Source organism: Roseobacter sp., assembly GCF_024639605.1.
In the GTDB taxonomy this organism is placed as follows: domain Bacteria; phylum Pseudomonadota; class Alphaproteobacteria; order Rhodobacterales; family Rhodobacteraceae; genus Roseobacter.
Map to the genome: position 1 here is coordinate 1 of NZ_JAHEHZ010000004.1, position 14,898 is coordinate 14,898.

The 14,898-nt window shown below is 58.7% G+C and carries 11 protein-coding genes and 1 pseudogene; 5 read left to right on the plus strand and 7 right to left on the minus strand.

Annotation, left to right across the window (positions count from 1 at the left end):
• Together Q0M35_RS01065 and cysQ are read right to left on the minus strand one after the other, a co-directional pair.
• Positions 1-269: pseudogene (locus Q0M35_RS01065) on the minus strand (3-deoxy-manno-octulosonate cytidylyltransferase); the annotation flags it as partial.
• Positions 269-1,066, minus strand: coding sequence for a 3'(2'),5'-bisphosphate nucleotidase CysQ (cysQ, locus tag Q0M35_RS01070; protein ID WP_295311315.1), 798 nt, complete (start codon positions 1,064-1,066; stop codon positions 269-271). The pseudogene Q0M35_RS01065 and the gene cysQ, both read right to left, overlap by 1 nt.
• A gap of 118 nt (positions 1,067-1,184) precedes the next feature.
• Between cysQ and Q0M35_RS01075 the strand changes: the two genes are divergently transcribed.
• A complete protein-coding gene (locus tag Q0M35_RS01075; RefSeq protein ID WP_295311317.1) occupies positions 1,185-2,009 on the plus strand; it encodes an ABC transporter permease in 825 nt (274 codons plus the stop codon).
• Between the two features lie 31 nt (positions 2,010-2,040).
• Here Q0M35_RS01075 and Q0M35_RS01080 read toward each other — a convergent pair whose 3' ends face one another.
• Both Q0M35_RS01080 and Q0M35_RS01085 read right to left on the minus strand, forming a co-directional pair.
• The gene (locus Q0M35_RS01080) at positions 2,041-3,012 is read right to left on the minus strand and encodes an ABC transporter ATP-binding protein (RefSeq protein WP_295311319.1); all 972 of its coding nucleotides are present in this window, start codon (positions 3,010-3,012) and stop codon (positions 2,041-2,043) included.
• A 137-nt stretch (positions 3,013-3,149) separates the two neighbouring features.
• Positions 3,150-3,752: an alpha-ketoglutarate-dependent dioxygenase AlkB gene (locus tag Q0M35_RS01085; protein WP_295311321.1), complete on the minus strand. Its 603-nt coding sequence runs from the start codon at positions 3,750-3,752 to the stop codon at positions 3,150-3,152.
• Between the two features lie 209 nt (positions 3,753-3,961).
• On the opposite strand from Q0M35_RS01085, the gene dnaK reads away from it, so the two are divergent.
• Entirely contained in the window at positions 3,962-5,872 is a 1,911-nt protein-coding gene (gene dnaK, locus Q0M35_RS01090; RefSeq protein WP_295311323.1) for a molecular chaperone DnaK, read from the plus strand.
• 77 nt (positions 5,873-5,949) lie between these two features.
• Positions 5,950-7,104, plus strand: a complete 1,155-nt coding sequence (gene dnaJ / locus Q0M35_RS01095; protein ID WP_295311326.1) for a molecular chaperone DnaJ — start codon at positions 5,950-5,952, stop codon at positions 7,102-7,104.
• A 76-nt stretch (positions 7,105-7,180) separates the two neighbouring features.
• Here dnaJ and Q0M35_RS01100 read toward each other — a convergent pair whose 3' ends face one another.
• From Q0M35_RS01100 to secA, 3 genes are all read right to left on the minus strand, one after another.
• The gene (locus tag Q0M35_RS01100) at positions 7,181-8,740 is read right to left on the minus strand and encodes a substrate-binding domain-containing protein (protein ID WP_295311328.1); all 1,560 of its coding nucleotides are present in this window, start codon (positions 8,738-8,740) and stop codon (positions 7,181-7,183) included.
• A 20-nt stretch (positions 8,741-8,760) separates the two neighbouring features.
• Positions 8,761-9,777: a hypothetical protein gene (locus Q0M35_RS01105; RefSeq protein ID WP_295311330.1), complete on the minus strand. Its 1,017-nt coding sequence runs from the start codon at positions 9,775-9,777 to the stop codon at positions 8,761-8,763.
• A gap of 127 nt (positions 9,778-9,904) precedes the next feature.
• Positions 9,905-12,616, minus strand: a complete 2,712-nt coding sequence (gene secA, locus Q0M35_RS01110) for a preprotein translocase subunit SecA (protein WP_295311332.1) — start codon at positions 12,614-12,616, stop codon at positions 9,905-9,907.
• A gap of 175 nt (positions 12,617-12,791) precedes the next feature.
• Here secA and Q0M35_RS01115 point away from each other — a divergent pair, with 175 nt between their 5' ends.
• Both Q0M35_RS01115 and argJ read left to right on the plus strand, forming a co-directional pair.
• A complete protein-coding gene (locus Q0M35_RS01115; protein WP_295311333.1) occupies positions 12,792-13,655 on the plus strand; it encodes a peptidylprolyl isomerase in 864 nt (287 codons plus the stop codon).
• A gap of 6 nt (positions 13,656-13,661) precedes the next feature.
• Entirely contained in the window at positions 13,662-14,891 is a 1,230-nt protein-coding gene (gene argJ, locus Q0M35_RS01120; RefSeq protein ID WP_295311335.1) for a bifunctional glutamate N-acetyltransferase/amino-acid acetyltransferase ArgJ, read from the plus strand.
• Positions 14,892-14,898 lie beyond the last annotated feature (7 nt).

Here is a 14,898-nt window from a genome sequence, read left to right on the forward strand (position 1 = left end):
TCATATGCTTCGGCACAACGCTCCGTTCCATTCACCAAAGTATCGGCGGTCATCACTACATCGGCACCGAACCCTTCAGCGGCGCTGCGGATGCGCGCATCATCCGTGGCGACCACCACACGATCGACACCTGCAACGGACATCGCCGCCTGCCAGCTGCGCTCAATCAGGCTGCGCGCGACGCCTGAGGCGCCCCGCAGTTCGGCAAGCGGTTTGCCAGGATAGCGGGTCGAAGCATAGCGGGCAGGAATAACGATCAGAACTGACATCAGCCGGCCACCAGATCGACACCAGGCGCATATGCGATGAAGAACGGGTTGGCATAACCCTCCTTGCCGTAAACCAGCGGGCTGTGGTCATCAAAACGCACGACTGACCCGCCGGCGCCACGCAGCACGGCATCTCCTGCAGCCGTGTCCCATTCCATCGTGCGCCCGAGCCGCGGATAAAGATCCGCCTCGCCCGTGGCCACCAGACAGAACTTCAGAGAGCTGCCGGCACTGGTCATGTCGCGCACGGCATAGCGGTTGATATAGTCGTCTGTCGCCTGATCTCTGTGAGACTTCGATGCAACCACCATCAGAGCCGAATTATCCGCATCAGAGACTGTTATTGCGCGGGTCTCCCCTACGCTGTCCAAAGCCAGATCACCGGTTTCCTCAACTGCCTGACCGTCAGCACGGGTGTAAAACATCCGCCCCTTCGCCGGCGCATAAACCACGCCGCGCGTGGGCACACCGTTTTCCACAAGCGCGATGTTCACCGTGAAATCGCCCCGCCGGTTGATGAACTCCTTTGTCCCGTCGAGCGGATCAACGATGAGAAACGTGCCGGCCTTGCTGGTGTGGGTTGCCGCCTGCTCTTCGGTCACCAGGAGGATGTCGGGAAAGGCTTCGCGCAGACCGGCCGAGATGATCGCATCCGCCGCCTCGTCTGCCTCGGTGACGGGACTGGCGTCTGATTTGACCTTCACGTCGAAATCGTCCGCCGCATAGACCTCCATTATTTTCGCTCCGGCCAGCAGCGATAATCTGCGCATTGCGACCGATAAGGCACTGTAATCCATAAAAGAGGTGTCTCCCGCGGCGGTTGTTGATCTGGCCGGCTCCGGACTTTATGCTGCGCGGATAACGGAACATCAAGAATTCCGTGAAACTCTGTGCAGATATCGAGGCGCGGCAGACATGACTGACACGACCCACAGACGTCACAGCGGCTTCACCTCCGCGCTGACCATCCTGACGCTGATCTACCACTCGGCGGTGCGGTCGGTGCGCAAAACGCATGCCAATGCCTTTCTGGCCATTGGGGTGAACCTGCTGCAGGCGGTTATTTTCGTACTCGCCTTTTACGTGATGTTCAGCCTGCTGGGCCTGCGCGGTGCCGCCGTCCGCGGCGATTTCCTGCTTTATATCATGTCCGGCGTATTTCTTTTCATGACCCACACCAAAGCGATGGGTGCCGTCGTCGGCTCTGAAGGTCCGGCGAGCCCGATGATGCAACACGCACCGATGAACACCATTGTGGCGATTGCCGCCGCCGCTCTGGGTTCGCTCTATATCCAGGTGCTGTCCATGGCCTTCATCCTGTTCATCTATCATGTCGCCTGGATGCCGGTTTACATCGAAAATCCCGGCGGTGCATTTTGCATGCTGATGCTGTCCTGGCTCACCGGCGTGGCGATCGGGATCGTTTTGCTGGCGATCAAACCCTGGGCACCGCAGTTCGTGACGATTTTCAACACGATCTACCAGCGCGCCAATATGATCGCGTCGGGCAAGATGTTCGTGGCCAATATGATGCCCGCCTATATGCTCGCCATGTTTGACTGGAACCCGCTTTTTCACACTATCGACCAGGCCCGTGGCTTCATTTTCATAAATTACGTGCCGCGTTTTACCGACTGGAGCTATGCGCTATGGGTGGCGGTTGTGCTGATCATGATCGGGCTGATGGGTGAGTTCTATACCCGCCGCCACGCCTCGGCGAGCTGGAGCGCGCGACGCTGACGCACCCCCCGGTTTGTTCGTTAAGTGTCGATCAGGCTGAACGCGACATCCATTTTGCGATCATCGAATGCTGCACACTGGCCTGCGCCGCAATCCGGTAAAACCCGATCAGCTCGCGCAGCGGGGATGAAATACGATCAAACCCCGAGAGAAATGCCACAATCACACCTACCTGTACCTCTCCCTGCATCACCAGGTATCCGCCAAAAAGCAACACAGTGATCGGGCCAAGTGAATTCAGCAGGTTCAGAGAGGATTTAAGAATGAATTTCAGGATAAAATACCGCATCCGGTTGGTGTAAATATCTTTGATCAGTCCGGGACCGCGGTCGCGTGTGTCCTTTTCCGAATCCGATATCGCATCCCCCAGATCGCGCAGCATGGAAACGCGCTCTTCCACCAGGTCGTTCAGCCGCCGCTGCAGAAACGGCGTGAGGATGATCTGCGGCACCAGAAAAGCGAGTGCGAAAACGGCGATCTGAGGCTCTACCACAAACATATAGACGACCACACCGAGCAGCATTGCAAGATTGGCACAGGCCCCCGAGATCGCCTCACCGACAAAGCCGCCGAGTTTTTCCACCTCTGCTCCGACGATCGACACCGTGCGACCGGACCGGTCGTTTACTTCTTCCTCAGCCCCGTTGCGGCGCTCTTCGTAGATATGCAAAAGGTGGCGGCGGGTGTAGAGTGTGGCACTTTCGGTCAGCCAGGACTGGTAAATCCAAAGGACGTATTTTACCAGCTGGTGCGCAAGGGTCACCCCGACATAGGCAATGCCGAACTTGACCAGAACCGGAATATCGCGCGTTTCCACGACTTCGTTGACGATGCGCCGCTGGAGCTCAATCGGGACAAGGTTGAGCAAAGCCACAAACACCGCCAGCAGACAGGTCGCCGGCTGGTGCCATTCGCTCATCCGCCAGACATATGTGAGAAGCGATCCCGCAGCACTGTCGTCGCCGGTCTTCCGCACCTCGCGCGGGCTTCTTTTCAGATTCATACTTTAACCATTTCCGGGGCACTGCGGGCTGACAGCACGCGGTATTCGGAGAATGTCACCGCCCTGCCTTTGCACGGACCCTACAAAACTGCACCCTTACAGTACAGACATACCGGGATGCCGTGGCTGATGCGTACTCAGGTGACGACCCTCAGCGTCAGATTAAGCCGGCCGCCCTTCTCCAGCAGGCCTGATGAGCCAAAGCGGATCCGGTCCACCCCGTGGTATGCGCGTCGCGCGTCACCGCCCATCACAACCACATCCCCCGACTGCAACCAGACCGAGTGCGTCCTGCCGCTCCGTTCGGTGCCGCCCATGCGAAAAAGACCATCATCACCCAGTGACACCGACAGAACCGGCCAGCTGAAATCAGCCTCGTCCCTGTCCTGATGCAGCCCCATGCGCGCACCTTCTCCGTAAAAGTTCACAAGACAGCACTCCGGCGCACGCGCGGCTCCGGTCAGATCCCGCCAGATACCGAGGATGCAGTCCGGCACCGGCGGCCAGCTTTGCCCGTCAGGGTGCACCGGGCTGTAGCGATAGCCGCGCCGGTCCGAAATCCAGCCGAAATCACCCGCTGCCGTCATCCGCACCGACATCGCCTTGCCGCGCGGGGTTACAGGCGTGAAGAGCGGCGCCGCTGCTACGACCTCGCGCACCGCAGACAGCACTTCGCGCTGCGCATAGATATCCAGGAAGCCCTTGTGCACGTCAAATCCTGCGACTTTCAGCTGTGTCATCTGCGCGGTATCCCGGGAAAACAGAAAAAATTCGGGAAAGATTCCCACCTGCAGCCCGTCAGAAAGGTTGCAGGGCTGCAGACCCCTCCTTATATACCCTCCGAACCGCACGAAGCGACCTGCTTTTCGTGTGAACATCATCGGGGCAAAGGCGCCATAACGGGCCGGTGCTCCGTGTCATCGCCTTTAATATCAAGAGGGATCTCAAAATGGCCAAAGTGATTGGTATCGACCTTGGAACCACGAACAGCTGCATCGCAATCATGGACGGATCGCAGCCACGCGTGATCGAAAACGCCGAAGGTGCGCGTACAACGCCTTCAATCGTCGCCTTCACAGATGAAGAGCGCCTGGTGGGACAGCCGGCTAAACGCCAGGCCGTTACCAACCCTGACAACACCATTTTCGGCGTTAAACGTCTGATTGGCCGTCGCAATGACGACCCGGATCTCGCCAAAGACAAAAAGAACCTGCCCTTTGCCGTGATCGACGGCGGGAACGGCGACGCATGGGTCGAAGCGAAAGGTGAGAAATATTCTCCCTCTCAGATCTCCGCGTTCATCCTCGGGAAAATGAAAGAAACCGCAGAAAGCTATCTGGGCGAGGAAGTCACCCAGGCGGTCATCACCGTGCCTGCGTATTTCAACGACGCCCAGCGTCAGGCGACCAAAGACGCCGGCAAAATTGCGGGTCTCGAAGTGCTGCGGATCATCAATGAGCCGACAGCGGCAGCCCTGGCTTACGGCCTGGACAAAGAGAACACCCAGACAATCGCTGTCTATGACCTTGGCGGCGGTACATTCGACGTGACCATCCTTGAGATCGACGACGGCCTTTTCGAAGTGAAATCCACCAACGGCGATACCTTCCTCGGCGGTGAAGACTTTGACATGCGCATCGTCAACTACCTCGCGGACGAGTTCAAAAAAGAGCACCAGGTCGACCTGACCAAAGACAAGATGGCGCTCCAGCGTCTGAAAGAAGCGGCCGAGAAAGCCAAGATCGAACTGTCGAGCTCCAGCCAGACAGAGATCAACCAGCCGTTCATCTCGATGGGCGCAAACGGCCAGCCGCTGCACATGGTCATGAAGCTGACCCGCTCCAAACTGGAATCGCTGGTCGGGGATCTGATCAAAGCATCACTGAAACCCTGCCAGGCGGCTCTTAAAGACGCCGGTCTGACCGCAGGCGATATCGATGAGGTTGTTCTCGTCGGTGGTATGACGCGGATGCCGAAAGTTGTTGAGGAAGTCACCAAGTTCTTTGGCAAAGAGCCGCACAAGGGTGTGAACCCGGATGAGGTCGTTGCCATGGGTGCCGCCATTCAGGCCGGTGTTCTGCAGGGCGACGTCAAAGACGTGGTGCTGCTCGATGTGACACCGCTGAGCCTTGGCATTGAGACGCTGGGTGGCGTTTTCACCCGTCTCATTGACCGCAACACCACGATCCCGACGAAGAAATCTCAGATCTTTTCCACGGCCGAAGACAACCAGAACGCTGTGACGATCCGGGTTTTCCAGGGTGAACGCGAGATGGCATCCGACAACAAGATCCTTGGTGCTTTCAATCTCGAAAACATTCCACCGGCGCCGCGTGGCATGCCGCAGATCGAAGTCACCTTTGATATTGACGCAAACGGCATCGTGTCCGTGGGTGCGATGGATAAAGGCACCGGCAAAGAGCAGAAAATCACCATCCAGGCCTCCGGTGGTCTCTCGGATGATGATATCGAGAAAATGGTCAAGGACGCCGAAGAGAACGCGGAAGCCGATAAGGCACGTCGTGAACTTATCGAGGCGAAAAACCAGGCGGAGAGCCTCATCCACTCGACAGAGAAATCTGTTGAGGAGCACTCCGACAAGGTTGATCCGACAACCGTCGAAGCGATCGAGCTTGCGATTGCCGCCCTCAAAGACGAGCTGGAAACCGACAACCCGGACAAAATCCGGGCTGGTATTCAGAACGTCACAGAGGCCGCGATGAAACTGGGCGAAGCGATCTATAAGTCCGCTCAGGAAGAAGGTGACGACACCCCTGAAGCCGCTGACGAAGCGCAGGCTGGTGAAGACGACATCGTGGACGCCGAGTTCGAAGATCTGGACGACGACAAGCGCGCGTAAGCGCCATGTAACCCGGAACCTCTGATCGGGCCGGCCTCCGGGTCGGCCCGTCACGTTCCGACAAGGGGGACCCATCCATGGCAAAACGTGACTATTACGAGGTGCTTGGCGTTGCCAAAGGTGCCTCCGCTGACGAAATCAAAAAAGGCTATCGCTCCAAAGCAAAAGAGCTTCACCCTGACCGCAATAAAGACGACCCGCAGGCTGAATCGCAGTTCAAAGAGGCCAATGAGGCCTATGAGGTCCTGAAAGACGCCGAAAAAAAAGCGGCCTATGACCGTTTCGGACATGCAGCCTTTGAAGGTGGCATGGGCGGAGGCGGTCGTCCCGGCGGCGGCTTTGGCGGCGGTGGTCAGGGCGATTTTTCATCGGCCTTTTCCGACGTGTTCGACGATCTTTTCGGAGATTTCATGGGTGGACAGCGCGGCGGCGGTGGCCGGCGCGCGGCGCGCGGATCTGATCTGCGCTACAATTTGCGGATCTCTCTGGAAGATGCCTTTGCCGGTCTGCAGAAGACCATCAATGTGCCGGGCTCCGTGGCCTGTGACAGCTGTAACGGGTCCGGTGCCGAGGGCGGTGCCGAGCCGGTGACCTGTCCGACCTGTTCAGGCATGGGCAAAGTGCGCGCTCAGCAAGGCTTTTTCACTGTTGAGCGAACCTGTCCGACCTGTGCCGGGCTCGGACAGCACATCCAGAACCCCTGCAAGACCTGTAAAGGTGCAGGGCGCCAGGAAAAAGAACGCGCGCTTAACGTCAATATACCAGCGGGTGTCGAAACCGGCACACGGATCCGGCTTGCCGGTGAGGGCGAAGCGGGCATGCGCGGCGGGCCATCGGGCGACCTCTATATCTTTATCGAAGTCACCGAACACGGGCTTTTCCAGCGTGAGAGCACAAATCTTTACTGCCGCGTGCCGGTCTCAATGTCCAAGGCAGCTCTGGGCGGCTCCATCGAGGTTCCGACCATTGATGGCGGGCGCGGGCGCGTCCAGATCCCTGCCGGCAGCCAGTCCGGCCGCCAGATGCGCTTGCGCGGCAAAGGCATGCCAGCGCTCAGAGGGGGCGGTACCGGGGACATGTTCATAGAGCTTGCGGTTGAGACACCTGTGAACCTGACGGGCCGGCAGAAAGAGCTTCTCCAGGAGTTCGAAGATCTTTCGGAAAACAATAATCCGGAGTCGAGCAGCTTTTTCTCATCCGTCAAAAGCTTCTGGGACTCGATGAAGGGCTGAACCGCGCATTTGACGGTAACCTGATACAGAACAATCTGAAAAGGCCGGACCCTGCGTCCGGTTTTTTTGTGATGTCTCAGCGTATCCAGACCTCAAGCCTTTGATTGGCCTTCCGCGCGGCCGGGCTGCCGTCACAGCCCATCGGCATAGCTTCGCCAAAGCCGTCAACCCGGACGGTAAAGCGCGCAAGCGCCGTCGCCGGAAGCTGCTCCAGCACCATCTCGCTTAGTCTTTCCGCCGCGCGCAGTGATGCTGACTGGCCGGCAAGCGTTGCGCCGGATGCGTCACTAAACCCGGCAAAAAGCAACTCCCGCCCGTCAAACCGACCGCTTTTCAGAGCCTGCACGAGGTGCAGAACCGCTCCGCGCGACCGGGCGGTGAGATCGGATGTACCGGGCTCGGTGCGGAACGTAGTGGTCAGACGGTTCATCGGCGCAAGAACCTGCACCATGCGCTGCAAATCCGCGAGTGAGATCCGCTTACCGGCAGACGTTATCGCATTTGCAAAACGGCTGCCCTGGTCATCCGGCGAAATCTCCTCCGGCGTCTGATCGACAAACCCGGACCGGCGTATCACCAGCTGCGCCGCAGGTTCGTTCACGAAGGATAAAAACCCACGCGCAAGCTTCGGCAGGCGGCGGGCCGGCTGATACAGAAACATCGGAGCAGTATAGGGGTAATCGCCGGTTTTTATCGCCCGCCGTGTCGCCTGTATCGGGCGGATACACCCGGCGGCCAGGCGCAGTAGTTTCGTGTCTCCCGTCCCGGAGAAAGCCGCCAGGCCAAGGCCGTGCGGATCCTCGGCCACTGCGGCGACCATATCGCTGTTACTCGCGAAAGTCCTGATATCGGCTGATAACTCGAGACCCTCAGATCCCATGACCTCGTCAGCCAGTGCCTGCCCCACACCGGACCCGGGTGAAGCAGCGTAGAGCACGACACGCCCGCCAGCTCCGTACGGAACCTGCCAGTGCGTCTTCGTACCCGCAAATAGCTGCGCAAGATCTCCGGGCGTCAGCACCATTACCGGATTTCCCGGTGCCACGACCGGAACCACCGCATCCAGCGCCAGAACCTTTGATTGTTTTTCCGACGTCAGATCGCCCATGCCGGCCTCGAGGGCGCGCGCCACTTCGTCAGGCCGGACCCCGCGTTGCGCCATGACGATATCCGCTTCATTCGCCAGCAGATCGGCAAATCCTTCATCTGTTGTGGTAACGCGAAACCGGAAAATACCCGCAGGTCGCCCTGTTTCGGGATCACTGAGCGTATAGGTGTAATGCGATGCATCGAGATTTTCGCGGGTGGCGTCCAGGCTGCTTTGACGGGCGTAGGCCTCAACGAGCGCGGGCATCATCACAGCCCCCATCAGCGCAGAGCCTGAGATGGAAATATCCGCGACAAACGCCTGCAGATCGGGGCAGGCACTGCCGGTGCAGGTTACACCGGCGCTGTCGATTGTCAGTTCGCCATAGATCGTATCGACGCGATAAAACTCTCCGTCAAAGCCCAGCAGGTCCCCGGAAAGCACAATTCCGCCATCCTGTGAGGTCAGCGTGACGTCCTGCGCTACGGCGAAACGCAGGGTGCAACAAATAAAAAGTGCGGCGAAAACCGCCGCACGTCTCAGTCTCATGTGACAGAGCCTCGCTGGGGTTACTTTCCGGCGAGTTTCAGGTCTTCCAGCGGGTTAATCAACACCAGATAGTCGCCCACGGTCTCGCATCCCGGCACGTCAACGCTCAGGTTCTTAACAGTCGCATCGCCACCCTTGATGACCCGCATGGTAGAAGCGGTGATGGTCCGGCCACAATTGAGCTCGGTCACCTGTGTTTCCACGGTCAGATCGACAGTGCTGCTCGCCCCTGACAGCGTCACGGGATAGGTATAAATCTGAGCGACATCCTCGCCTTCGGTGCCCGGATTGCCCAGCGTGGACAAAAATCCGCCAACGCCTGTGCCAACCGATTCCGGATCGCGCGGTGAGCCAGACCAGACATGGCCTTCCTGACCATAATCGGCACCGAACTCCCGGGCGTGGATCTGAACACCGGTGCCGGCTTTGGTCTGAACAATCACGCGGTTATAAAGCGCGATGGTCGTCACGGTACTGGCAGCTGTTGCATTACGACCGTTTTCAAATGTCACGACAACTCTGGCGTCCTGTTCAAGCGCCGGAATATCGACGCTCATCCGGCCACTGGCATCGAGGACATCGCTGAATGTTACCCCTTTGTGCGACAGTGACACGGTTTCGCCCGCATAGCAGGGTGCTTCGACGCGCATCGCCAGCATAGCGCTGGCCCGGGTTTCCGCCTCGGCCACTACCGGGCAACTGGTCCGAACCGTGTATTCCACTTTGGCCGGCTCTTTTTCAGGCCGCTCCAGAAGAGATACGCTGACTGTTTCTGTGTCCTCGGTGGATCTGATCCCGGCAGACGTGAGGGCAATGCCGTTCACGCGCAGACGCGGATCATCCTCCGAAATGCGGGCCACAGGGTTCACGCTGACCGGCGGCACCGGCGTGCCGACTACCGGCACATTGCCCAGCCCGGCCACATTTGTCTCTCCGTAACGCTGCTCGGCGACTTCGCCGCTCTGCATCACAAAACCTATCGCCAGCGCGCATACAAGGGTACTGGCAGCGGTAATAATTTCTGTCTTGTGAGACATGTGTTAACGATCCTTCTTCACCTGTTAAGAATGGTTAATGGATCGTAAACAGGGCTCACTTATGACGTGTATTGGGAGTCATTCAGGCAACAAAAAGGCAAGGATGCGAAACAATCCCCGCCTCAGGTCAGACCAGGCGACCGTGACAGTGCTTGAATTTCTTGCCGGATCCACAAGGACAGGTCTCGTTTCTGCCCGGATTTCCCCAGGTTGACGGGTCGTCTTCGACAAATCCCGCAACTGCATCGCTGTCACCCGCTTCCGGCTCAGCAGAAAGCGCTGCCGCCTGTTCGCCTGCGGCCTGAGCCGCTGCCTGCTGGGCACGCATCTGCTCGACCATCTGTTTTTGCTCTTCCTCGGTGAGCGGGCGGATCTGCGCCAGCTTCTGGGTCACATCCTCGCGCAGACTGTCGAGCATACCCTCGAAAAGCTGGAAGGACTCGTTTTTATATTCATTCAGCGGATCACGCTGTGCATATCCGCGGAAACCGACAACCGACCGCAGGTGCTCCAGTGTCAGCAGATGTTCGCGCCACTTTCCGTCAATTGACTGCAACAAGAGCTGCTTTTCGATATTGCGCATGTTTTCAGGACCGAACTGCGCGGCTTTATCTTTCATAAAGGCATCCGTCGCCTCGATCAGGCGCTCACGCATCACATCGTCATCGACACCCTCTTCCGCCGTCCAGTCCGCGACCGGCAGATCCATCCCGAGCTGTTCGCGCACGGCCTCGTTCAGGCCCTCTGCATCCCACTGATCCGCATAGGTATTCGGCGGCAGATACTGATCGATCAGATCATCAATAACCTGATGGCGCATATCGGTCGTGATCTCAGACAGATCTTCGGCTTCCATGATCTCGCGGCGCTGGCCAAATACGACCTTACGCTGCTCATTCATCACATCGTCGAATTTCAACAGCTGCTTACGGATGTCAAAGTTGCGCCCTTCGACCTTGGCCTGCGCACGCTCGAGCGATTTGTTAACCCAGGGGTGCACAATCGCCTCGTCTTCTTTCAGACCGAGGGTTTTCAGCACTTTCTCCAGCCGCTCGGAGCCGAAGATGCGCATCAGGTCATCCTCGAGGCTCAGAAAGAAGGACGAGCGCCCGGGGTCACCCTGACGTCCCGATCGGCCGCGCAGCTGGTTGTCGATGCGCCGGCTCTCATGCCGCTCGGAGGCCAGAACATACAGCCCGCCTGCATCGATGACTTTGGCCTTTTCGCCGGCGTGGCTCGCTTCGATGTCGCGACGCAGCGCTTCAGGATCAGCCTCGGGATCAGCGGCCAGCGCTTCTATGATCTGCAGATCGACGTTGCCGCCGAGCTGAATGTCAGTGCCGCGACCGGCCATGTTGGTCGCAATTGTAATCGCGCCGAATTTGCCCGCATCGGCCACAATCTGCGCTTCCTGCTCGTGCTGGCGTGCGTTCAGAACGTTATGTTTCAGCCCCGCGTCGGTCAGCATTTTGCTGAGCATCTCGGATTTCTCGATGGAGGTCGTACCCACCAGAACAGGCTGGCCCTTTTCGTGGCTCTCTTTGATCTGCTCCAGCATCGCGCGATACTTCTCGACTGCGGTGCGGAACACCTGATCGTCTTCATCAACACGGGCCACCGGCCTGTTGGTCGGCACCTCGACAACGCCCAGACCATAGATTTCATTGAATTCTTCTGCTTCGGTCAGCGCAGTACCGGTCATGCCCGCCAGCTTGTTATAAAGCCGGAAATAGTTCTGGAACGTCACAGAGGCCAGCGTGATGTTTTCAGGGCGGATTTCCACCCCTTCCTTGGCCTCGATCGCCTGGTGCAACCCGTCGGAAAGCCGCCGACCCGCCATCATCCGCCCGGTGAATTCATCAATCAGAACGACGCTGTCATCACGCACGATATAGTCTTTGTCGCGCTGAAAAAGCTTATGCGCGCGCAGACCCTGGTTGATGTGATGCACGATGGTGGTGCTTTCGGGATCATAAAGTGTCTGACCCTCTTCCAGCAGATCATTGTCGCGGAGCACCTGCTCAAGAAACTCGTTGCCCTCATCTGTGAAGGTCACGTTGCGGGTTTTCTCATCGAGCTCGAAGTGCGTGTCGTTCAGCGAAGGGATGAGTGCATCGATGGTCTGATACATCCCGGAGCGGTCCTGGGACGGGCCGGAAATGATCAGCGGCGTGCGCGCTTCATCGATCAGAATACTGTCGACCTCGTCCACAATTGCGAAATTGTGTTTCTTCTGGAAAATCTGGCTCAGCTCGGAACGCATGTTATCGCGCAGATAGTCAAACCCGAGCTCATTGTTCGTCGCATAGGTTACGTCGCTGTCATAAGCCTCGCGTTTATCCTCTTCCGGCATCCCGGACCAGGCCACTCCAGTGCTCAGACCCAGCGCACCGAACACCTTACCCATCCAGGAGGCATCGCGTTTGGCGAGATATTCGTTCACCGTCACAATATGAACGCCGTCGCCGGTGAGGGCATTGAGATAGGCCGCAAAGGTTGCGGTCAGCGTTTTGCCTTCACCGGTTTTCTGCTCGGCGATATTGCCCTCGTGCAGAAAAACCGCCCCCATCAGCTGGGTGTCAAAGGCCCGCAGACCCAGTGCCCGGCGTGCCGCCTCGCGGCAGTTGGCGAAGGCTTCGGGCAACAGGTCATCGAGGCTCTCACCTTTGAGCGCCCGCGCGCGCAGCTCTTCGGTCTTTTCGAGGATGCCTGCATCTGTCAGCTTCTCGAATTCTGGCTCAAGCCCGTTGATCTGTTCGATCAGGGGTCGGGTCGCTTTTATTTTCCGGTCATTGGGCGTGCCAAAGACTTTTTTTGTGATCGTTCCGAAACCCAGCATGCGTTCTCCAGCCGAAGTGATAGTGTCATGCGCTGATCTGCTTGCTCGTCCGCGGCGCAGCCCATAGATATACACACGAACGCCGTGCCTTTGTGGCGCCCATAGGGCGATGTAAGGGCCCCGCCAAACCGTGTCAATGTCGCGGCCCGCCGCGACACATCCATAGGACCAACCCATGCAAAAACACATCCGTTTTCTGTCCGGCGCTCTGCTGGCGCTGAGCCTTTCCGCGCCGGCTTTCGCGCAGGACCAGACAGAACAGACCGAAGCATCCGCAGCAACAGTCGTGGCCACCGTGAACGGTGTCGACATAACGCTTGGCCATATGATTGCGGCCGCGGCAACTCTTCCCCAGCAATATCAGCAGCTGTCCGACGACGTGCTCTACAGCGGCATTCTGCAACAGCTCATTCAGCAAAGCGCGCTCTCTCAGTCGTTTACCGAGACCCTGCCGCCGCGTGTGGTCTATTCGCTGGAAAACGAAAAGCGGTCCCTGGTTGCGGGTGAGGTCATCGAAAACATCCTCGCCGGGACGGATGTCTCTGAGGACGTTCAGGCGCTTTACGACGAACAATACGGCAGCGTCGAAGCCGAAGACGAATATAACGCCTCACACATTCTTGTGGAGACCGAAGAAGCAGCACTCGAGGTGCTCACCAGCCTCGACGAAGGCGCGGATTTTGCAGAAACCGCAAAGGAAAAATCGACCGGCCCCTCCGGTCCGGGCGGCGGAGAGCTGGGCTGGTTCGGCTCCGGTGCGATGGTGCCCGAATTCGAGGCCGCGGTCATTGCACTTGAAGAAGGCGAAGTATCATCACCGGTGCAGACCCAGTTTGGCTGGCACGTGATCCGTCTGAATGAAGTGCGCAAAGCCGATGTGCCCACACTGGATGACGTGCGCACCGAGCTTGAAAGCCAGGCCCGGCGCACCGTTGCCGAGGCCGCAATCGAACGGTTCTCCGAGGAGGCCGAAGTGCTGCGCCCCGAGGGTGACCCGGTTGACCCCGCGCTGCTGCGGCGCATCGATCTTCTGGAGTAACCGCACATGGGTAAAGCACTCGCGGTCTCCCCGCTCGCGCCCGCCTCTTTTCCGGACCTTCCGGTCATCGACGGGGTCCGGTTTTCCACCATTGCTGCAGGTGTGCGTTATCAGGGTCGCACCGATGTGATGCTGGCCCTACTCGATCCGGGAACGGCAGTGGCCGGCGCATTTACGCGATCGGCCACGCGGTCGGCTCCGGTGCTCGATTGTCAGGAAAAGATCTCCGGTGACGGGGCCGGCTCGGGTGCCGCAATCCTTGTAAACTCCGGCAATTCCAATGCTTTCACCGGCAAGGGAGGCGTCGAGGCGGTGAGGGCAATCGCAGACGCTACCGCGCAGGCAACAGGCGTGCCGCAGGCGCGGGTGTTTACATCCTCAACCGGGGTTATCGGCGAACCGCTGCCCTTTGACAGGATCACGGCAAAGCTCGATGCTCTGGCCGGAACGCTTGATGCCGGCGGGATTTCAGAGGCCGCAAAAGCAATTATGACCACCGACACCTTCCCGAAAGGGGCGGCGGCAGAGGTAAGCATTGACGGTAAGACTGTCAGAATTGCAGGCATCGCCAAGGGCTCCGGCATGATCGCGCCGGATATGGCGACGATGCTGGTGTACATCTTTACGGATGCAAAAATTGCCCGAAGCGATCTGCAGGCCCTGGTGTCCGCCAGCAATGAAACGACCTTCAACTGCATCACTGTGGACAGCGACACGTCCACATCTGACACACTGCTGGTTGCGGCCACCGGCGCGTCGGGCGTCGAAGTGACGGGGCACGACGGGTTTGCTGATGGGCTGCATGGCGTGATGATTGATCTCGCACACCAGGTGGTGCGCGACGGCGAAGGGGCGACTAAATTTGTCGAAATCACCGTAACCGGGGCCAGAACCGACCGCGACGCAAAAACCCATGCATTGTCTGTTGCGAACTCGCCGCTGGTGAAAACCGCAATCGCGGGAGAGGACGCGAACTGGGGTCGCGTGGTCATGGCGGTGGGCAAATCCGGCGCTGAGGCGGACCGAGATCTGCTGTCGATCCGGTTCGGGGACGTGCTGGTCGCTGAAAAAGGCTGGGTCAGTCCGGGCTATTCGGAAGCCGATGCCGCCGCGCATATGAAGGGCCAAAATCTGCGTATCGCGGTTGATATCGGGCTGGGCTGCGGGGCGGCAACCGTCTGGACCTGCGATCTCACCCATGGCTACATCGATATCAACGCCGATTACCGTTCCTGACGGGCGA